Source organism: Vibrio sp. KUL80, from assembly GCF_059725495.1.
Window position 1 is genome coordinate 1,446,947 of the sequence record NZ_AP045842.1, and the last position, 20,956, is coordinate 1,467,902.

Consider the following 20,956-nt stretch of genomic DNA (forward strand, 5'->3'; position numbering starts at 1 on the left):
GACCTAGATTAAGCGTTCGCGCAGCTGGTTTGGTGATTGACCATTCCAAGTCGTATAGGCACGAATAAAAGAGTTACTCTCTTGGAATCCAAGCAAAAACGAAATCTCACTTACGGGTAGGTCAGACTTGGTGAGGTAGTCTTGAGCAAGGCTTTGACGCACTTCTTGCAATACATCTTGATAGCTCTGCGCTTCTGTTGACAGCTTACGTTGCAGCGTACGTTTGCTCATCGCCAGTTCGCGTGCGACGAAGTCGATGCTGCTCTGTCCTTGAGGCAAGGCGTCAAGCAAAACCGATTTCACTCGATCAGTGAGTTGTTTTTCTCCAACTATCTCATTTAACTGCTTCTGAAGTTCATTCTCAAAGCAGGTAAGCATGACTTGATTGCTCGTGAGAAAAGGGGTGATCGCATCTTTAGCCGAGAATCGAATCCGCGTCGAGTCGCCTTTGGTAATTGAGCAGCCGAAATAGGACTCATAGGCAGCAATGTCGCTAGGTAGCGCAGGCAGCTCCACCTCTAGTGGCTTGACGTGCTGACGAGTGGCAAGCCGTGTGAGCTGGGTAAAGAAGATAAGCTCTGACAGGTTTAAGCAGAGCGGTAGCGGCTCTTCGTATCCGTAACAGCTGATCTCTAAATCGGTAAAATCTGTGGTGCTCTTAATATCGAGCAGCATTGGGCCGATCAATGGCTTGTATTCCTGTAAGCGCTTGGCAGCAGCGTTGAGGTTTGGTGTACAGATAGCCGCGTATATTGGCACATCAAAGAACTCCAAGCTCATTACTTTTGCAAACTCTAGAGGCATCTCTTTACCGTGTGCTGCGAGATCGACGCCGCGCCACAACTGAAAGTATTGAGAAGGAGAGAGCTGGATTTTTTCTTGCGAGAACAATCCTTTGGGAAGTCCCGCGTAAGCGAGTACTTCCTCAATGTTAAGTCCAAGATCACTGAACAACAGTTTCCAGTTTGGTGGGATAACAAATTTGTTAGCTCTTCTCATCTCAATGCTTCTACCTTGTCGAATAACAGAAGTTTACCTAATAGTTAAAGGTTACTTGGCGGTTTTTTCCATCGCTTGGCGAGAGATCTTAAGTACCACCTTACGAGGAAGGAATGGAACAATCCAATTCAACATGAACTTCAATCCAGACTCATTAAAAGCAACCAGTTCGCCTTTCTCCATCGCTTGATAGCCGCACTCCGCAACCGACTTTGGCGTTTTAGCCTTATCGAAGATCTCAACACCCTGAAGGTCAGCAGCAGCCACAAAGCCGGTCGCCACGGCACCCGGACACAGAGCCGTAACCGTGATGTTGTGATTCTTCACTTCTTCCGCGACGGCTTGACTGAATGACGTCACATAAGCCTTGGTTGCGTAATAGACCGCTTGCAGTGGATCAGGCATAAATGAAGCAGTAGATGACACATTAAGAATCTTACCTCTGTTGCGCTCGACCATCCCGGTTAGGTAAAGATGCGTCAAGTTCGTCAATGTCACCATGTTGACCTGCATCATTGCTTGTTCATCCTCAAGAGAGCGCTCGTGGAAGTTACCATGCCCACCGAAGCCCGCGTTGTTGATGAGTGTATCGATTTGTAGCCCTGCTGCCTCAGTTTGCTCGAAGAGTTGCTGCGCTGACTCCGGCTTTGAGAGATCCGAAGGAAGCACGGTTACAGTAACGTTGAACTCGTTTTCGAGTTCTTGCTTGAGCTCTTCAAGTTTAGCTTGTGAGCGCGCTACAAGAACCAAATCACCACCTTTTTGAGCATGAATTTTCGCCAGTTCTAGTCCAATGCCACTTGATGCGCCGGTAATAAGTGCTGTATTTGCCATGATGATACTCTCCGAGTGAGGTTGTAGGTACGTGTCGTTATTTGATGAGGAGAGTATAGATAATCAAATAGCGCCAAGAGACATCCGATCGTGCCAAGATGAATTCCGATCGCGCCAACTTATCAGAAAACGAACGCTTGGATACTGTTGAATGGTTAAGTGACTAATATTACTTGATATTACTACTATGGATTTGCAATATGGTTGGAGAGGTCGCCTCTTGAGCTCATCGGATGGCGCCAATTATCATGAAGTGTGGTGGCAATGGATATGATTGAAACACAGAGGTTGATACTTCGCCCGACGACAAGCAATGATCTGCAATTTTATGAGGTGATGTTCAAGGACCCTAACATCGTTCGATATCTCCCAGGAGGCAAGCCATATAGCAGTGACTATATTTCCAATTATGTGTCCAACAGAGTGGCGCATTGGAAAAAGGGCTTTGGTACTTTTACGGTCGCGTTAAAGGGAAATCCAGAGGTCGTTGTGGGCTATGCGGGTGTTGAGCGGTTACCTGATTCTCCATTTCATGATATCCGATATGGCTTTTTGCCAAGGTTTCAAGGGCGAGGTTTTGCTAGTGAAGCCGCTCGCGCGTCGATCGAGTTTGTTTTCAGTAATCGTTTGGTTGAAGAGGTGTTTGGTGTGGCTGTCGTTGATAACCTTCCTTCTGTTCGTATCTTGCAGAATTTGGGCATGACACCGTCATCAGAGGTGCTTTATGACAGTGTGGATTTAGTGACCTTTTCTATCGTGCAGCCATGTTGTGAGCAGGAGTGAGTTTGTTTGAAAATACTCTTAATGACAATAGGCTCTCGCGGTGATGTTGAGCCATACATAGCGCTTGGCAAGGCGCTAAAGCAAAGAGGTCACTATATTGATCTTTGCGCAGCGCAGCGTTTTAAAGGCTTAGTTGAGGCTCATGGGCTTTCTCATAAACCACTTTCCGATGATTTATTTCAGCTGGTGGAAGGAGGGACGTTTGAGAAGATGGGGAGTCTTGTGAGTGGCGTTAAAACTGCGTTGCGTTTGATGAAGTTAGCGAAACCTATCAATCGCCAATTGATAGTCGATAGCATTCAAGCCGGTCTTGAATCAGAGCCAGAACTTGTCATCTATCACCCCAAGTGCCTAGCTGCGGTCTCGATTGCCGAGAAGTTTGGCGTACCGGCTGTCGTGTTAGCGCTTCAACCTATGATAGTGAAGACGCGCTCGTTTCCACCGGCAGGTATACCTAACTTTGGGTCTATAATTAATCGCCTTAGCTACCACTTAATTAATCTTGGCTATCGTCAATATCTTTCAGACCTTAACGCCCAAAGAGAGGTGTTATTGGACCTACCGCCATTAGAGAAAGACAAAGGGATACTTAGCCACAGTGATTGTCGACCTGTCTCTGTCTTGCATGCGTTTAGTGAGCACCTTGTACCTCGTCCCCTTGATTGGCCCAATCACAGTGCGATAACAGGCTACTGCCAACTCACCGCTGATAATGAAACATACCAACCGCCTCAATCCCTGACTGATTTTTTGGCCGTTGACAAGCCGACTGTTTATATTGGTTTTGGAAGTATGTCTGGGAAGGATCCTGAACGGACGACCCAGATTATCATTGAAGCGGTACAAAAAGCGGGTGTACGAGCGATAATCGCGACAGGTTGGGGAGGGCTAAAAGCTGGCAGCTTGCCAAGCAACATTCTCAATGTGGACTCGGTAGCCCATAGTTGGTTATTCCCACTAGTCACAGCAGTGGTACACCATGGTGGGGCGGGAACCACAGCTGCCGGTTTGATGGCAGGTAAACCTACGCTTATTTGCCCATTCTTTGCTGATCAACCTTTTTGGGGGGCTGAAGTGGCTCGTAAAGAGCTTGGCCCCACGCCAATCAAACAAAGTGCACTCACCGCCGATAAACTTGCCTGCGCACTCCGTCAATTAGTTGAAGATGAGCGCTTTAAAGAGAATGCACAACGGCTATCGATTGCATTGCGCAGTGAAAATGGTGCAGACAATGCAATCGAATGGATGAAACAAAGGGGTATTCTGAAGGACTAGAGAGCAAGCAGCGCTTTGATCTTTGGCATCGCTTGTTTCGCCGCTAAGTAACCAGCTTTAATGGACTCCGCTTTATCGTCAAACGCTTCACCTCCATTAGGTTCGTATGTTGGCGAGATGATGATGTCTTTACCGCGTGCACAGGGTTTCCTGAGCAGATCATTATGGTCTCTCTTGTTGTCATGTTGTTGCAGTTACAGCAAGCGAGATAGGCATCTTCGAACTATCGTCATAGTCGACTTGGCTGTTCACCCATTCCGCTAATTTCTTACCATTGTCTGTTTGCGGGGCTTTTCGTAACGCGGCAAATCAAGTTGCTTGTTGACATTAGCAGTAGTATCGTTGTCTGAATTTTACTATAACTCTCACTGCGGTGTGTAAATAGGCGGATTTGTCTCTTTTAATTGCCTATTTGTGTCAATGTCAGTGTAAGGTGCTGAAATGATAAAGCAACAGATCAAACAGCTTGTTGAAGAGCGAATCACTGAAGACGGTATGTTTGATACCGGTATAAAAGGGGTTCGCCTGTTTAAGGTCACGACGGCAGTTCCTTGTGTTCCCGCCGTATATGAACCGACGGTCATTGTGATCTTGGGTGGCAAGAAAGAAGCGATACTCGAAGGTGCACGCTACGTTTATGACAATAGCCAGTACATGTGCTGCACCGTATCGATTCCGGTCGAGGCAGGTACGCCAGAAGCATCCCCAGAGGAGCCACTGATTGGCGTCTATATCTCACTCGATACCAAGCTGATGACGGAATTAGCGATTGAGATGGAAAGCACGGCGGGTGCCGTTAAGCTTCCTAAGAGCAGTAACCAGCCGCCAGGGATGTCTCTAGCAAACTGGGATGACGCATTTTCCGATGCCTTGTTGAGGCTTCTTCAGCTTGGCGATGATAAAGCTGATCTGTCCATACTTGGTGGTAGTCGATTGCGCGAGCTTTATTACGCAGTGCTTAAAGGGGAGGCGGGAATTTCTGCCCGAAGAGCGTTTGGCGTTGGAAACGAAATTGCGCGCTCAATTGAGTATTTGTCTCTTAACCTTAGTAAGAATGTCACCATAGATGAACTTGCATCGTTAGTCGGAATGAGCAGGGCGGTGTTCCATCGAAAATTCAAACAAGCCACTCGGATGTCACCGATCCAGTTTATGAAGTCGATGCGCCTTAACAACGCGGCGATGAAGATTGCGAGTGGCATGAATGTGAGTGAAGCAGCGATGGCCGTTGGTTATGTAAGCTCTTCTCAATTCAGTCGAGAGTTTAAGCGCCTTTATGGCGTATCGGCGAAACAGTGGAGCCAGTCTAAAGACCTACCTAAGAACATTGCGTAATGAGCGATTACCTCGTCATATTTGCCATTTGATACAAATAGGCAATTTTTAGAGACTATGTAGCCTAGTTTATGTTCAATTTGAGAGATAAAGTATAGACATACCAACAACGAAGGTAACTCGTCGTGAAGAAGCTATTTTTATCTATAGGAGTCGCTATGGTTCTCGCTGCAAACTCATCTGCGAATGACATCAATTCTGAGCTGAACAAACTAGATGACACCGTTCAGGATAATGAAGGCAACATCTATCGAACTGTGCAAATTGGTGATCAAGTTTGGATGGCTGAAAACCTAAGAAGCACTAAGTTTCAAGATGGCACAACCGTCAGGTCAGGTGCTATTCCAAAAGATAATGAAACAAACTTATTGAAATATGGCCGACTCTATAACTGGCACGATGTTGCGGATGAAAGACGTTTATGTCCAGAAGGCTGGAGAGTCGCGACCGACGAGGATTGGAAGACGCTTGAGCGAACCATTGGCATGTCCGAAGCAGAGCTTGACCAAGAAGGCTGGCGCGGAGGTGACCAAGACTTAGGCTTACAGCTTAAAGAAGCACAAACGGATGGTCCATTTAAGAAAGTAGATCAATCACTCGTTAACAAGCATAACTTCTTTGCTAGACCTGCCGGGGTTAAATGGAATGGTTGGTATATCACTGAGGGAGCGTATACCGAATTTTGGACCGCAAGTAGCGCTTCTGAAAGCAAAGGTATTATTCGCACGCTGGCATATTCTTGGTGGAACGCACATAAAGGTGAAATACGCCGTGCAACCAGCTCAAAAGAATATATGTTCACTGTTCGCTGCGTGAAGATTTAACGCGCTTTCTCTTAGTAAAAAACTTCGCCAGTTGTTTCGATAGCTGTTCCATTTCCAATCGTAGGTAATCAATATGACTCATTCTTCAATTCTAATTACAGGTGCTAACTCAGGACTTGGGTTCGAGGCTGCTAGACAACTTGCTCAGCAAGAAAGTGTTTCAAAAATTGTTCTGGCTTGCCGTAATCAAACGCGAGCGGAAGAAGCATTACATAGGTTAGAAGAACTTACCGGCAGGAATATATTTGAAATATTAATTGTCGATGTGAGTAGTTTAGAGTCATGCCAAACAGCGGCTGAAAACCTCAGCACAAATATCGATAGCATGATTTTGAATGCAGGTGGTGGCGGTGGAACAGAGCCGACTAAACTGACAAAGGACGGATCGACGTTTATCTTTTCAGCCAACGTTTTGGGACATGTCCATTTTACTGACCTACTAATGCAGAATGGTAAGTTATCCAAACAAGGGTCAGTGATGTATGTGGCTAGTTTTGCCGCAAGAGGCGCTTCTGAGGTTGGCGCAGCGAAACCGCCAATTCATGACGGCTCAATCGAGGAATGGACGTCAGTTGTAAACGGAGAAAAGTTTGCTGATAACAAAACGTATACTGACATCTACGGTTCCGTTAAGCTCATGGGCGCAATGTGGACAATGAGTATGGCTAGACAGTACCCTCAAATGCGTTTTGTCACGGTTGATCCTGGAATGGCGAGAGGCACTGCTGGAACGGCGACACTTCCTTGGCACCAGCGTTGGACTATGAATACCGCTATGTGGGTTATGCAATTACTTGGTAAAGCACACTCTGTGGATGTAGGCGCAAAGCGTTACGTGGATGTTCTGTTGAACGATGATAGCTTTACATCTGGTATTTGGTGGGGTAGTGAGAAAGGACTAACTGGAAAACTGGCTAACCAGGTTACACATTGGCCTGAGATCATTGGCAAGGAATCTGCCCAAGACAATGCTAATGCCGTTATTCATAACTTCATAAAGTGACAGATGGCCTAGCGTAATAGAGTTGCGTGTATGTGATTAGCCGAATAGAGTCTACTAGACCTGTTCGGCTTTTATACTTTGAAGAGCCATTCCTCCAAAAAACGTTTTGTCTCTGATTGTCGACTCTTAGGGTGCAATAGGTAATACCCGTTGCCGGACTTGACGGTAGTTGGACTGAGTTGGGCTAGCCGCCCGATTGCGAGGTCCTGTTGCGCTAGGGTGGTATCACCAATTGCAATACCAAAGCCCTGTAAAGCGGCGTTCATGGCTTGATCAAGCGTTGCGAAGTGTTGGTTATTGTGGCTGCTCAGCCCACGGTGACCCGTTTGTTCAAGCCATAGTTTCCAGTCACTCTGCTGAGGGTTGGCATGAAGCCAAGTGTAGTCTTTGAGTGCTTCGACTGGTTGTTGGTTTAGCTCTTTCGCCGGAATTTTGTCGGGGCGACAGATTGGCGCGAGTGTTTCTTCAAACAAACATTGGCTATGAAGCCGATGATTCGCATTTTCCTTTCCATAAACGATGACCATATCAAACGAATCAAAGTTAGGCTCTAGGGCGTGCTTGATCGTTGATGTTAGCTCTACATCAATATCAGGATACTGTTGCTGAAAGTCCATCAATCTTGGTAGTAGCCATGATGTGATGCAACTTGGGGCATTTAGCCTGATCTTCGACTCTCCTCCAGAGACCTTTTCTAGTGCTGAATGAAGTTGATTGAGCGACTCTTCAATAAGAGGTGAAAGTTGCTCACCTTTTGGCGTAAGCGATAGTCCTCTTGCATGGCGATAGAAGAGTTCTGTACCTAAATGCTGTTCCAACGATTGAATCTGTCGACTAATCGCCCCTTGTGTCAGGTTGAGCTCACTTGCTGCATGGGTGAAGTTGAGATGAGAGGCGGTAGCAAGAAACGCCTGCATTGATTTGATGGAGGGCAACGTTTTTTTCATTCAATTAAGCCATGCAATTAATTCATGGCTAGTATGTGTATATTTCGTTTCTTAAATCAAGCGTCATTTGATTAAATAGCCCAATAAAGTGAATTAAAAGTCATATATGGCAATTGATAGTGCAATTGTAAGCTGATTTGACTTATAACTATAAAACGGAAAAGCAGTACTTTGAGTGAGTTTATCGCAGAGCTTGTGCCTCAAGCCGTAAAAAAATTAATACCTTACCAGTCAGCAAGGCGTATCGGAGGAAGTGGCCGTGTTTGGCTAAATGCCAATGAACTTGAACACCCAGTGCAAAACGATAGTGCTGATATGGAGTTTAATCGATATCCAGACTTTCTACCTCAGGATATAGCGAAAGCGTACCAGCGCTATGCACGCACCTCTGCCGATGTCGTCGCTGTACGCGGTGCCGATGAAGCGATAGACCTGTTGGTCAGAACCTTTTGTCAGCCAGGTAAGGACAGTATTGTCATCTGTTCTCCAACTTATGCTATGTATGAGTTTTGTGCTGAGTCTCTTGCAATTGAAGTGCGGGATGTACCGCTTAAGCCATGCTTTAACTTGGATGTAGACAAGGTGGTCGAGGAAGCTAAGCATGCCAACATGGTCTTTCTGTGTTCACCGAACAATCCGACCGGTAATGTGATTCCACGTGGAGATATCATCTCAGTACTTGAACGAACACAACAGTCTTCATTAGTCGTGGTTGATGAGGCATACATAGAATTTGAGTTAGGGGCTTCAACAGCGGATCTGATAGAGCAGTTCCCACATTTGGTGGTCATTCGTACATTGTCGAAAGCGTTCGGATTAGCGGCGGTTCGCTGTGGCTTTATTGTTGCAAGTAGTGCAGTGATGGAGTTTGTAAACAAGCTCATTCCACCTTATCCAATGCCGGATTGTTCTTCCAAGATTGTCCTCAAGTCGCTTTCTGAGCAGGGACTTGATCAAGTGAAACAAGTCACTGAGCAGCTTATCGCAACGCGTGATTGGTTCAGTTTAGAACTGGCGAAACTCGATATTGTGTCTGAAGTGTATCCGTCATCAACCAATTTTGTTTTGGTGAAGGCGCGCGCGGGCGTTGATTTGTTTGATGTGATGAAAAACAAAGGCATTGTCACTCGAAACCAGACTCACGAACCTGCTTTGCAGCAGTGTGTAAGAATTACCATTGGCTCTAAAGCAAGCATGCTTGAAGTCATTGACGTATTAACAACCTATTCAGAAGAGCAGTGTGTAGAGCTGTCATAAAAGGGATTTACCAATGAAGAAAATTATTACTAGCATCGTTTGCATATCAGCACTATTCATGGGCTCGGTACAGGCTAAAGAGGTGAGGCTGGCTTCAGATTTTACCTATCCACCTTTTAACTATAAAGACAGCCAAGGAACGCCAGTAGGGTTCGATATTGAGATCGCCGACGCCTTGTGTGCTCAAGCTGAGCTTGATTGTGTTTGGGTCACGCAGAGCTGGGACTCTTTGATCCCGAGTCTGCTATCTCGTAAGTCTGACGTGATTATGGCATCCATGCGAATTACAGAAGAGCGTAAGAAGAGAGTGCTATTTACCAACAAGTACTATCAAACACCTGCTCGCTTTGTCGCCGCAAAAAGCGCGAATTTTGAAATGGATAAAGAAGGTCTGAAAGGGAAGACGATTGGTGTCCAACAAGGCACTATCCATGATACCTATGTGACTGACCATTTTGGCTCTATCGCGACAATCAAACGTTATAACGGTCAGGATGAGGTTTACCTTGATCTTCAGAATGGTCGCTTAGATGTAACATTCGGGAACTCTGATCAATTGGCTCTGGCACTATTAGATAAGCCTGAAGGTGCTAATTTCGAATTTAAAGGTAAGGCAGTGACTGATAAAGCTTACATTGGTGAAGGAACGGCGCTGGCGTTGAGACTGCAAGACAAGAAACTCGCCGCTCAATTTAACCAAGCCATTAAAGATATCCGCAGTAACGGAACCTATGACAAGATTGCGGCAAAGTACTTCAATTTTGATATTTATGGTACGGAATAAGCGCGCACTAAAAAGGAGAGCGATAAGCTCTAATGCCGTTCACTTAAGGTGAGCGGCATTGTTTTTTCTAGGGTATCGGCATGGTTTTTTCTTCACTACTCTAGGGAAGGATCTTTCCCGTCTTGGCTCTAATATTAAACTCTCGCTTATTGAGTAAAAGTTCTGGAGTTGCCTAGGTATTGCTCCTGGTGACGAATATGGAAGGCCTACTAGTAAGCGCATAATATGGGCTAATGCACCGTTGAAGCTTAGTTGGTATGGCAGGTAATCTCCATTCAACGTGTGACACATTTGAACCATTTGATACCTGACCAAGTTATACGTTAGCAAGATCCCCCATAGCTCCTGCTTCACTAATTCTGGAAGTCGACTTCTTAGTGTAAGTCGGTTGCCAAGCATATATTGTTTTTGTTCTCTGTATCCGAGCTCAATTTCCCAGCGGTATCCATAAAGACCAACTATGTCTGACTTTGGGTAAAGCATCGGGTCGGTCATTGAGGTAAGAACATCATATGACTTGCCATTCTTGACCTTCGTGATTAGACGGACAACAACTTCTCGTTCTAGCGTTGGCCATTTCTTGCGAGCTTGCGGATTACTCTTCAGTTTAATGAGTTTATCTTGTCGACCAAGGGACTGAACGACTTCGTAATTTAATCCCTTTTTCATTGGGATGAGCCAATGTCGATTTACACCTTTAGCGCTCCACTCTTGAAGTAACCCAAGAGAGTAAAAGCCTTTATCGAAAAGGGTTAGACTGTTATCGGGAGTCGTTTCTATTAGTTGCTCGGCCAGCGTCATTTCATTCACGGTATAACAGCCGAAAGCGCTGCCTGTTATTAGATGACTGCTTAGTTCCATCTGGCACACCATACGTAGCTGAGGGTACTGTGTTTCTTTACCATCACGATTGGTAGGCTTTGCAAAAGCCTCGGCGTTATCATTAGTATCTTCTGTTCGCCACAAAACCCCATCAACACCAAGCAGTGTGAGTCCGTTCCAGTTGGGTAGTCTTGCATGCTCAAACCAATGCCTTTGCGTACACTTAAATAGGGCTTTAGCCGCGGATTCACCGAGATTTTTTCTACGCTGTGTCAATGCACTCAGGGCAACAAACGGTTTACCTGAACGGTCGACAATATCAAGCATATTGGCGATATCAGCCATAGATTTGTCGTTATAAATAGCCATTCCGACCAAAAGCCATGCCATCGATTCCAAAGTCAGTTTTCGCTTTCTAAGAGTGACTGTGTCTGTCAGCTCATAGGCATCTTTGATTAGCTCAATCGGTAGGAGGTCTGCGAGAGTTTCGACTTGATTCGGTTTGTAGTTATTTATGATATCGAGGGCTTGAGAAACGTGCATAAAAAATCCGATAAACAGGGTCTATCGGATTTTTACACACTGGAGGGATCATTCAATTGATCTGCCGATTAATGTTTAACTGATCGGCATTAGAGCGATAAGCTCTCCTTTTTCATATATGAAGTAACCTTAACCGCAGCTTGATTAAGGGCGTTCGCCTGCGACTAATCGCTTCTCAATATCAGCAATCACTTCAGGCAGATCGGCAATAGTATCAATCAAGTAGTGCGGGGCTGCTTTACCCAGTTTAACACGAGCACGTTCGCGTGCTGCGTCGAGAGTTTCAGTATCAGCGGCTTGATATTCTTCAAACGTGAGTCCCGCCTCGTTACCCGATAGCAATAGACCCACAGTCCACATTCCTGCATTGTGACCCTCTTCGATACCAGGAGCAGCATCGTCAACTTTGACGCACGCGCCTACGCTTGTAACACTTAGCTCAATGGCATTTTTCAGTGCCATGAATGGTGCCGGGCGACCGCCTTGTGGAAGATCGTCTGTCGCTACTACGTAATCAGGTTGGTAGCCGTAATCGGCCGCAACAGGAACAAGAACGTCCATGACTTCACGCGGATAACCTGAACATGAACCAATTTTAATGCCTTTCTGTTTTAGGTTATTCACGACCTCGACAGCATTTAGAATTGGCGCTGCGTGATCTGCGACTTTCGCTTTCTGCAGAGGCATAAATGCCGCGTAAATTGCATCAATGTCCGCATCGTCCATCTCTTTGCCAAACTGAGCCACCCAACGTGCTTTTACTGCTGGGATCTGACCAACGGCTTTAATGTGGTCCCATTTACCGATACCCATCGGCTCACGGGCTTCTTCTAATGAAATGTCGAAGTCGAAGCCTTGCTTAAACGCAGAGACAAAGATGCTCGTCGGTGCGAATGAACCAAAGTCAACAATGGTGCCAGCCCAGTCAAAAACAACAGCTTGGATAGGGGATGGTTGAGTCATAGTGGTATTCCTTATTTTCTAACTTATTGTTTAGTGACAAACATGAGCAATGGCGTGCTCAAAGATATCGAGCGCTTTGGTGAGCTCTTCTCGGGTGATAATTAAAGGTGGACTTAGCTGAATGACGTTTCCTTGGGAAACCTTAAAGCTCAGTCCTTGATTCAAGCACTGGTATAACACCTGCTCCGCTTCATCGTAAGCACGCTCTTTGGTGATATGGTTTGTCACCAACTCAACACCCCACAACAAGCCAATACCGCGCACATCACCAATGATTGAGTATTTGTCTTGCATCTGTTGCAGGCGCGCTCTCACAAACTCGCTGTCTTCACGTGTTTTTTCGAGTAGCTTTTCTTGTTCGATGGTTTCCATCGTTGCCAGCGCAGCTGCGCACCCTAGAGCACTTTTTTCGTGGGTATAGTGACCGAGCGATATCTCGGCAGCAGTGTTGTACTTGTCTTTGGTCACCATGGCAGCAATAGGGACTAAGCCACCACCGAAGCCTTTACCAATACATAAAATATCTGGCTCAATGTCGAATGCTTGATAGGTGAACCATTCGCCGCTTCGTCCCATGCCATTGGGAATGTCATCGATGATCAGCATGACGTTGTGTTTGTCGCAGATTTCACGAATACGCTGCCAGTAGGCTTTGCTTGGTACCTGGACATCGGTATTGCGAACGCCTTCTGCGATAAATGCACCGATACCGCCCTCTTTCTCAATGACATACTCTAGGTAGTCGGCGTAGTGGACGTCGCTACCATCTTGAGAAGGGAACGCGCCTCGGTATGAAACTGCTGGTGGTATGCGTTCGACACCTGCCATTAGAGGTCCCATACCTTCGCGGAAGCACGCTTCGCCCCCGACAGAAATCGCGTCAAGAGAAGCGCCGTGGAATGAATCCCAGAGTGAAACAACCTTGTAATTGCCAGTGATGTAGCGAGCAAGCTTAAGCGCCATTCCAACAACGGATGTACCGCCTGGCGCAAACAAAACTCGGTTTAAATCACCACCGCAGATTTCAGTCAGTTTTTCAGCGCATTGCACTGCTGTTTCATTGGTAAAACGGCGTGGCGAAAATGGTAATGAGTGCATCTGCTCAGTGATTCGTTTGATCACATGAGGGTGCGCATAGCCTAATTGATGCACGTTATTACCATGAAAATCCATATAACGCTTGCCACGCGTGTCCTGAATGTAGATGCCTTCGGCGGCTTCCAGAGAATCAAGACATGGCGTAGACATAGATTGATGTAAGAATACGTCAGCATCGCGTTTAAGTAGCGTTTGTGTCGCCTCGTCTTGAATCTTGTTGTTCCATTCTTGGCGAGCAGGGGTGTTGTTCACATCCCCTTCGCTGCGAAGGTGAGTCGCTGTGCTCGACATTATGAAAGCTCCCAATACATAGCGTTTTTAATGGCACCGATTAGACGTTCAATGTCTGCTGGGTGAACATCGCCAATGTTACCTATGCGGAAACAGTCAGCATTTGAGACTTTACCTGGGTAGATAACAAAACCCTGCGCCTTCAATCGGTCATAGAACTCTTTGAATTGATAGTCGCTATGCTCTGGCGAGTAGAACGATGTGATGATGGGTGAGTGCAGATCATCATTGAGCAAGGTACGGAAACCCAAAGAGCGCATTCCTTGTACTAAGGTTGTTTGATTGGTTTTATAGCGCTGGTGACGAGCACTAATGCCGCCTTCTAGCTCTAGTTCAATCAAGGCTTGATAGAATGCACGTACTGTATGAGTAGGAGACGTGAAACGCCACTTACCATGGTTAGCTTGCATGCAGTGCCATTGGTCATATAGGTCAAGACTTAGTGAACGTGCGCGGCCTTTGCATTTTTCTAACTCAGACTGTTTAGCAACCACAAAACCAAAGCCTGGGACACCTTGAATACATTTGTTGGCAGAGCTGATCATAAAGTCGATGCCCAGATCGCCAATATCCATAGGAATACCACCAAAGCTCGACATCGCATCGAGAATCACGGTTTTGTCATATTCTTTTGCTAGCGTGGCGACTGCTTCAATTGGATTGAGCATGCCAGTGGTCGTTTCGCAGTGAACGATCGCGACGTGAGTGATAGAGGCGTCCTGCTCTAGTGCGGTTTTTACCTTGTCTAGGCTTGGTTGGCTTACCTCACCAGGGGCAACAACATGGGTAGCAATGTTTAAGTAGTTGGCAATTTGTGCGATACGCGCACCGTAGGCGCCATTATCGACCACCAGTAGCTTGTCATTCGGACCAATAGAGCTGCCAATCGTGGCTTCAACAGAAGCAGTACCACTACCTTGCATGAGGACACTTGTATAGCCATCGTGCTCAGTCGCTAGCTTTGTTAATTTGGCACGAATCACTTCGACGATCTCTTTGTTGTAATCGTCATCCCAAGTACACCAGTCTTTCAACATTGCCTGACGTACGGTTTCGGAAGTCGATAATGGACCGGGCGTAAGCAACAAGTATTCGTTTTTCATTTTGCGTCTCGTCTTTTTTGGACTATACCAATTGTTGTAATCACTCTAGCAACCAAATTTTGTAAACGCAAAGGGCGGAATCCAACTTTCACAAAAGTTTCATAACTGCACTTTGAGCGTAAAACTAGTCGGTAAAGTCGATTTTATTTAGTAAAACTGCCATTTTTTGTTCATTTAATCGTCATATAACAAAACTAAGGTGGGCTCTATCAACTGGTACAGACCAAATCTAACTGGAGACGAAGATGAAAAACCGTTTGATGAAGGGAACACTGGCGACACTGGTTTCTCTACTAGCCACTAATGCACTAGCAGCGACAGAAGTAACCGTGTATACCGCTTTCGAGACTGACATTCTTGCTAAATACAAGAACGCGTTTGAGAAAGAAAACCCAGACATCAAGATCAAATGGGTTCGTGATTCGACAGGTATCATGACGGCGAAACTTCTCGCGGAGAAAAACAATCCTCACGCGGAAGTTGTATGGGGTTTGGCAGGCTCATCAATGGCTCTGCTTAAGGAAGAAGGCATTCTTAAGCCATATACACCAACAGGCTTAGAAGACTTGAATGAGAGCCTTAACGATCCTCAGACGAATCAAGCTTGGTTTGGTAACGACGCGTTCTTCAATGCTATCTGTTTCAACGAAGCAGTGGCGAAACAGCTTAACCTGCCGAAACCACAGTCTTGGGAAGATCTGACTAAGCCGGTTTATCAAGGTCATATCGCGATGCCAAACCCAGCGTCGTCAGGCACGGGTTACATGCAAGTATCAGCGTGGCTGCAAAACATGGGTGAAGATCAAGCTTGGAACTATATGAAAAAGCTAGATAACAACATTGCGCATTACACGCACTCTGGCTCTAAACCATGTGTTCAGGCGGGTATGGGAGAAGTCGCTATCGGTATCTCAATGGCTGTGCGCGGTGCTAAGCTCATCAACCAAGGTGCGCCACTAACGGTCATCACGCCAAAAGGCATCGGTTGGGAGTCTGAAGCAGTCGGTTTGGTTAAAGAGTCTGATGCCGCTAAGCGAGTGGTAGACTGGTCAATCTCCAAGGCAGCAAACGAGCTTTATGTTGAGTCCTATCCAGTGGTTGCTCATAAGGCGGTAACGGGCAATGTGTCAAACTACCCAGAGGTAGAAGGTGCTATGGCTGACATGGACTTTAGCAAAATGGGTGCAGATCGCGCTGAAGTGCTAAAAACATGGTCTCAAAAATTTGACGGTAAGTCGGAGCCACGATCGTAGTCAATGATGGCTGACTGCTGCATACATCAGTCACGTATTAACTGATGATGTATTAAAGAAGGGAAGTTCTTAGAATCTTCCCTTCGTTGTTTTTAGCAAACTGAGATACCGTCATCGCGAAAATTGTCGATTGCAATCTACCTGCTACAAAACTGTCATCCCGCTGAAACAAACCAGATTTAAATTTGGTATATACCATTGGAGAGACGATGATGACAGTATCCAACCCTTATCTAGATATTAAAAATGTGGTGAAACAGTTCGGTCAGTTCACGGCATTAAAACAGATTTCCCTCGCCATCAACAAGGGCGAGTTCGTTTGCTTTCTTGGACCATCGGGTTGTGGCAAAACCACATTACTTCGCGCCATTGCGGGCTTGGATTTACCAACTACGGGTGAAATCCATCAAGCAGACAAAGACATTACTTTTCTTCCACCAGAAAAACGCGACTTTGGCATTGTATTTCAATCTTATGCACTATTTCCTAACTTAACGGTTCAAGAGAACATCGCCATTGGTCTAAAGAACCAAGGTATGTCGAATAAAGAGGCGTTGGAGAAAGTAGAACACTGGCTAGAAATGATTGGTCTACCAACGTCTGGCAATAAGTACCCTAACCAGCTTTCTGGCGGTCAGCAGCAGCGTGTTGCGCTAGCACGCGCGTTGGCACTGTCTCCAGGTCTGCTTCTGCTCGATGAACCTTTGTCAGCTCTTGATGCGAAAGTACGTACTCACCTGCGCGAAGAGATCTGCCAAATGCAGCGAAAGCTTGGCATTACCACCATCATGGTAACGCATGATCAGGAAGAGGCCTTATCCATGGCTGACCGTATTGTGGTGATGAACCATGGCGTGATTGAGCAAGTAGGCACGCCGCAAGAAGTGTATGAGAAACCAGCAACGCGTTTCGTCGCTGATTTTGTCGGCAGCATGAACTTTATCGAAGCTTCAGTAGCATCAACGACGAGCCTTCGCATCGCGGAAAGTATGCTGTCATTACCGACTTTGGAAAACATGACGTTAGAGCAAGGAGATATCTTTGACCTTGCTGTCCGTCCTGAGAGCCTGAAGTTTGTCGAGCATGCTGCCAATGCGATTCCAGTTAAAGTACTGGCAAAAGAGTTTCAAGGCGCGTTCTATCGTGTCGAGGTGATGATGCAGCATGCACCAACTGCCGCCCCTATATACATTGACGTTCCAGTCAAACATGCCAACGAGCTTCAACTCCGTCGCAACGACATTCGTTACGTCGAGTTTTCCGAGAGTGGATTGCTTGGCTATCGCCGAGAAAAAAGTCAGCTAAAAGCCGCGGCATAGGGAAGGGTCAATGCAAGTTACTTCAACTCTAAATTCTGGTGGCACAATGAAACAACGTCTGGCGTTACTCACCACTCAAAAAGTCAGTGCTAAGTTTAGTAAAGACAATATGGTACTTTTTGGACTGCTAACGTTTCTATTCGTCGCTATGACACTGTTTATCTTGATGCCCTTGTGGGCAATGATGAAAAAGAGTGTGCAGAACAGTGCCGGTGAGTTCGTTGGTCTTGAGAATTTCGCTACCTATTTTGCCACCGACAGTCTGTGGTATTCACTGAGTAATACGATGACGCTCGGGCTTATTGTTACTGTGGTGGTTGGCTTTTTAGCATTCGGTTACGCCTATGCGTTGACTCGCTCGTGTATGCCATTGAAAGGTCTGTTTAACTTGATGGGGACGGCACCGATCTTAGCGCCGTCGCTACTCCCTGCGATTAGTTTGATCTTCTTGTTTGGTAATCAAGGCGTGGCGAAAGAACTACTGCAAGGACACTCTGTTTATGGCTTGATTGGTGTTTCACTGGGTCTAATATTTTGGACCTTTCCCCATGCCTTGATGATTTTAACTACGTCACTGCGCACCTCAGATGCTCGTCTCTACGAGGCGGCACGTGCACTCAAAACATCGCCGGCTAAAACTTTCTTCACCGTTACTTTACCTGCGGCTAAGTATGGATTGATCAGCACACTCATCGTCGTGTTTACTCTGGTGGTTTGTGATTTTGGTGTACCTAAAGTGATTGGTGGCAGCTACAACGTGTTAGCGACCGATATATTCAAGCAAGTCGTTGGTCAGCAGAATTTTTCTATGGGGGCGGTAACCAGTATCTTGTTGCTTCTTCCGGCTGTTCTGGCGTTTACTGTTGACCGCTGGGTACAGAAAAAACAGAAGAGCATGCTAGATAGTCGCTCCGTGCCATATCAGCCATCTCCCAATAAGCTGCGTGACTCCCTTTGCTTTGTCTATTGCCTGCTGGTTTCTCTGGCGGTGTTAGCTGTGCTTGGTATGGCAGTGTATGGTTCTCTCGTTACTTTCTGGCCTTGGAACAAAGCCCTCACTCTCAATAACTATAACTTCGCTGAGATGAGTACTTATGGCTGGAGCCCGTACTTTAACTCCCTGAAATTGGCGACATGGACAGCAATCATAGGCTCGGTGGTTATCTTTATCGGTGCTTACTGTATTGAGAAAGGGCGTGCGTTTGGTCCGGTTCGTCAAGCGATGCAGATGATGAGTGTGATTCCAATGGCCGTTCCTGGGTTGGTACTGGGTTTGGGTTACATCTTCTACTTTAATGACGCTAATAACCCCCTCGGTGTGTTGTATGGCACCATGGCATTCTTGGTTATCAATACCGTTGTGCATTATTACACGGTGGGGCATATGACGGCGTTGACGGCACTCAAGCAGCTACCTTCAGAAATTGAGGCGACGGCTGCGTCGGTTAAGCTGCCGCAATATAAGCTATTTTTCAAAGTTTCTTTGCCATGCTGTTTGCCGGCTGTGTTAGATATCGCGATATATCTATTTATCAATGCTTTAACAACCACGTCTGCGGTAGTATTCTTGTATTCAACAAACACGATCCCAGCGTCTGTCGCGGTACTTAACATGGATGATGCCGGTCAGACGGGCAGTGCAGCGGCAATGGCGGTAATGATCATGCTCTCTGCAGCCGTTGCCAAACTGGTTCACATGGTCGTTGGAAAGCTATTTGAAGGCAAAACTCAAGCTTGGCGTAAACGCTAATAGACGAGATATTTCGATTAATAATCGTGTTGGATAACGATTGAATTAAGGATGCCAAGTGCAATACGTAAAAATAAAAGACGCCATTGTTGAGCAAATCGAATCGGGCATGCTTGCTCCGAGGCAAAAATTGCCAGCAGAACGCAAGCTTGCTGAATCGTTCGACACTACTCGTGTCACGCTTCGTGAAGCACTGTCACTGCTTGAAGCAGAAGGGCGCATTTATCGTGAAGATCGTCGTGGCTGGTTTATATCTCCAGAGCCGCTCCGTTATGACCCTACGCAGACCCTTAACTTTACTAATATGGCGATTTCTCAGAATCGACAGCCTCGTACTGAGCTCATTGCAGCAAAAGGGATCCTGACAACAAAACAAGCGGCTCAGCTTTTGGAATTACCACCTTTCTCAGATATTTATCGAGTAGATCGCGTGCGTTACCTTGAAGAGCGCCCAGTCGTTTATGTGACCAACTTCATTCGAACCGAAAAGTTTCCAGACCTCCTAGATGTGGATATGGCTGGTGCGTCATTGACGGATATCTATCGTGAGAAATACGGTGTTGTCTACGATAAGGTAAAGTACCGAGTCACCACAACCTCACTGCTGGGCGAGGTGGCACAAGCGCTGCGTGCAACTTCAGGTACTCCTGCAATGATGGTCGAGCGTATTAATTACAATCAGCATGGCGAGCTTATTGATTGTGATATTGAATATTGGCGTCACGATGCTATCAGTATCGAGTCAATCGCTCAGCTCGAAAGATAGGTTTCCATACACTTCTTTTGATTTATCTTCTTACCAGCCGACACCCAAGTGGTGTCGGTTGTTTTTTATCGGATCTTGTTGTGACACTCTACGCTGCTCTTCTTGTTATCTTTTCGGCGCTACTTCATGCGGGTTGGAACATTCTTGGTAAGTCTAATAATGGCTCAGGCTACTCGTTCACTTTAGGCGCTTCTCTTTCACAGTTCTTGCTGCTCTCTCCGTTTATTGTTTGGTGTTTCATTCAGGTTGGAATGGGCAATATCTCTGCACATTTTTGGTGGTTGCTTGGGATCAGCGCTATTGGTCAGGTTATCTACTTAGTTGGGTTACTCAGGGCATACAAGAACGGGGACATCGGCGTTATTTACCCAATCGCGCGCGCTTTGCCTGTGTTAATGGTTGGGTTGGGGGCTTGGGCACTTGGGCACTAGGGCAATCGTTAGGCCTCACCGCTTGGATTGGTTTCGCTATTTTGACCTTAGGTTGTTTGCTCGTGCCATTGAAAACGCTCAAAGGCTTGAGCGTGAGTGCCTATGCCAATCGCGGAGTCTTTTGGGCGTTCATCGCGGCTATTGGCACTACGATTTACTCAATTGTCGATAAAGAAGGGATCAATTGGTTGGTGTCTGAAACGACAGCGCTGACTTCGCTCCATATCGCCGTGTTGTATCTGGGATTGCAAACCGCAGGCATCACCTTGATGTTGGTTTTGTGGCTAGTCTTTACCAAACAGACTCATGAGATCGCACTCGCTTGGAAGTATCGCTATCATTCGACGGCAGCAGGGCTGATGATGGGGCTGACGTATGGCATCGTATTGTATGCGATGACAATGGTCGAGAATGTGAGTTATGTCGTTGCCCTTCGCCAAGTGAGTATTATTTTTGGCGTCTTTATGGGGATGTGGTTTCTTAAAGAACCTTGGCTGAATAGTCGCATCCTTGGGGTACTTTTGGTCTGTTCGGGTCTCATTATCGCTTTGGCGTTATAGCAAAGTGGTAAGAGTG

18 protein-coding genes and 1 pseudogene are annotated in these 20,956 nt (G+C 46.2%); 12 read left to right on the forward strand and 7 right to left on the reverse strand.

What is annotated here, in order from left to right:
* Window positions 1–3 precede the first annotated feature (3 nt).
* On the reverse strand, window positions 4–999 hold the full coding sequence (locus AC6I8U_RS22970; protein ID WP_498018669.1) for an AraC family transcriptional regulator: 996 nt from the start codon (window positions 997–999) through the stop codon (window positions 4–6).
* A 51-nt stretch (window positions 1,000–1,050) separates the two neighbouring features.
* On the reverse strand, window positions 1,051–1,833 hold the full coding sequence (locus AC6I8U_RS22975; RefSeq protein ID WP_498018670.1) for an SDR family NAD(P)-dependent oxidoreductase: 783 nt from the start codon (window positions 1,831–1,833) through the stop codon (window positions 1,051–1,053).
* A 264-nt stretch (window positions 1,834–2,097) separates the two neighbouring features.
* Between AC6I8U_RS22975 and AC6I8U_RS22980 the strand changes: the two genes are divergently transcribed.
* The 5 genes from AC6I8U_RS22980 (at window position 2,098) to AC6I8U_RS23000 (ending at window position 7,053) form a co-directional block, all read left to right on the forward strand.
* Complete coding sequence (locus tag AC6I8U_RS22980; protein WP_498018671.1) at window positions 2,098–2,616, forward strand: GNAT family N-acetyltransferase; 519 nt, start codon at window positions 2,098–2,100, stop codon at window positions 2,614–2,616.
* Window positions 2,617–2,622: 6 nt separating this feature from the next.
* Entirely contained in the window at window positions 2,623–3,891 is a 1,269-nt protein-coding gene (locus AC6I8U_RS22985) for a glycosyltransferase (RefSeq protein ID WP_498018672.1), read from the forward strand.
* Window positions 3,892–4,332: 441 nt separating this feature from the next.
* Entirely contained in the window at window positions 4,333–5,226 is an 894-nt protein-coding gene (locus AC6I8U_RS22990; RefSeq protein WP_498018673.1) for an AraC family transcriptional regulator, read from the forward strand.
* Window positions 5,227–5,351: 125 nt separating this feature from the next.
* Window positions 5,352–6,050 (forward strand): fibrobacter succinogenes major paralogous domain-containing protein, encoded by a 699-nt coding sequence (locus tag AC6I8U_RS22995; RefSeq protein ID WP_498018674.1) that lies wholly within the window; start codon window positions 5,352–5,354, stop codon window positions 6,048–6,050.
* Between the two features lie 73 nt (window positions 6,051–6,123).
* Window positions 6,124–7,053 (forward strand): SDR family NAD(P)-dependent oxidoreductase, encoded by a 930-nt coding sequence (locus tag AC6I8U_RS23000; RefSeq protein WP_234497191.1) that lies wholly within the window; start codon window positions 6,124–6,126, stop codon window positions 7,051–7,053.
* 71 nt (window positions 7,054–7,124) lie between these two features.
* Here the strand turns inward: AC6I8U_RS23000 and AC6I8U_RS23005 are convergent, their stop codons facing one another.
* Window positions 7,125–8,000 carry a LysR substrate-binding domain-containing protein gene (locus AC6I8U_RS23005; RefSeq protein WP_498018675.1) on the reverse strand — a complete coding sequence of 292 codons (876 nt, stop codon included), beginning with the start codon at window positions 7,998–8,000 and terminating at the stop codon, window positions 7,125–7,127.
* A gap of 171 nt (window positions 8,001–8,171) precedes the next feature.
* Here AC6I8U_RS23005 and hisC point away from each other — a divergent pair, with 171 nt between their 5' ends.
* Both hisC and AC6I8U_RS23015 read left to right on the forward strand, forming a co-directional pair.
* Window positions 8,172–9,257, forward strand: coding sequence for a histidinol-phosphate transaminase (gene hisC / locus AC6I8U_RS23010; RefSeq protein ID WP_498018676.1), 1,086 nt, complete (start codon window positions 8,172–8,174; stop codon window positions 9,255–9,257).
* Window positions 9,258–9,270: 13 nt separating this feature from the next.
* Complete coding sequence (locus tag AC6I8U_RS23015; protein WP_498018677.1) at window positions 9,271–10,041, forward strand: ABC transporter substrate-binding protein; 771 nt, start codon at window positions 9,271–9,273, stop codon at window positions 10,039–10,041.
* A 39-nt stretch (window positions 10,042–10,080) separates the two neighbouring features.
* On the opposite strand, the gene AC6I8U_RS23020 is transcribed toward AC6I8U_RS23015, so the two are convergent.
* From AC6I8U_RS23020 to phnW, 4 genes are all read right to left on the reverse strand, one after another.
* Window positions 10,081–11,406 carry an IS4 family transposase gene (locus tag AC6I8U_RS23020; RefSeq protein ID WP_498018678.1) on the reverse strand — a complete coding sequence of 442 codons (1,326 nt, stop codon included), beginning with the start codon at window positions 11,404–11,406 and terminating at the stop codon, window positions 10,081–10,083.
* A gap of 144 nt (window positions 11,407–11,550) precedes the next feature.
* Window positions 11,551–12,369, reverse strand: coding sequence for a phosphonoacetaldehyde hydrolase (phnX, locus tag AC6I8U_RS23025; RefSeq protein ID WP_498018679.1), 819 nt, complete (start codon window positions 12,367–12,369; stop codon window positions 11,551–11,553).
* 30 nt (window positions 12,370–12,399) lie between these two features.
* A complete protein-coding gene (locus AC6I8U_RS23030; protein ID WP_498018680.1) occupies window positions 12,400–13,758 on the reverse strand; it encodes an aspartate aminotransferase family protein in 1,359 nt (452 codons plus the stop codon).
* Window positions 13,758–14,861, reverse strand: coding sequence for a 2-aminoethylphosphonate--pyruvate transaminase (gene phnW, locus AC6I8U_RS23035; RefSeq protein ID WP_498018681.1), 1,104 nt, complete (start codon window positions 14,859–14,861; stop codon window positions 13,758–13,760). The genes AC6I8U_RS23030 and phnW overlap by 1 nt, the downstream gene beginning before the upstream one ends.
* Before the next feature lie 245 nt (window positions 14,862–15,106).
* Between phnW and AC6I8U_RS23040 the strand changes: the two genes are divergently transcribed.
* The 5 genes and pseudogenes from AC6I8U_RS23040 (at window position 15,107) to AC6I8U_RS23060 (ending at window position 20,940) form a co-directional block, all read left to right on the forward strand.
* Window positions 15,107–16,114, forward strand: a complete 1,008-nt coding sequence (locus tag AC6I8U_RS23040) for a putative 2-aminoethylphosphonate ABC transporter substrate-binding protein (RefSeq protein WP_498018682.1) — start codon at window positions 15,107–15,109, stop codon at window positions 16,112–16,114.
* Window positions 16,115–16,326: 212 nt separating this feature from the next.
* Window positions 16,327–17,433 (forward strand): putative 2-aminoethylphosphonate ABC transporter ATP-binding protein, encoded by a 1,107-nt coding sequence (locus AC6I8U_RS23045; RefSeq protein ID WP_498019635.1) that lies wholly within the window; start codon window positions 16,327–16,329, stop codon window positions 17,431–17,433.
* 46 nt (window positions 17,434–17,479) lie between these two features.
* On the forward strand, window positions 17,480–19,183 hold the full coding sequence (locus AC6I8U_RS23050; protein ID WP_498019636.1) for a putative 2-aminoethylphosphonate ABC transporter permease subunit: 1,704 nt from the start codon (window positions 17,480–17,482) through the stop codon (window positions 19,181–19,183).
* Window positions 19,184–19,241: 58 nt separating this feature from the next.
* On the forward strand, window positions 19,242–19,949 hold the full coding sequence (gene phnR / locus AC6I8U_RS23055) for a phosphonate utilization transcriptional regulator PhnR (protein ID WP_498018683.1): 708 nt from the start codon (window positions 19,242–19,244) through the stop codon (window positions 19,947–19,949).
* Between the two features lie 80 nt (window positions 19,950–20,029).
* Window positions 20,030–20,940: pseudogene (locus AC6I8U_RS23060) on the forward strand (EamA family transporter).
* The last annotated feature ends 16 nt before the right edge of the window (window positions 20,941–20,956 follow it).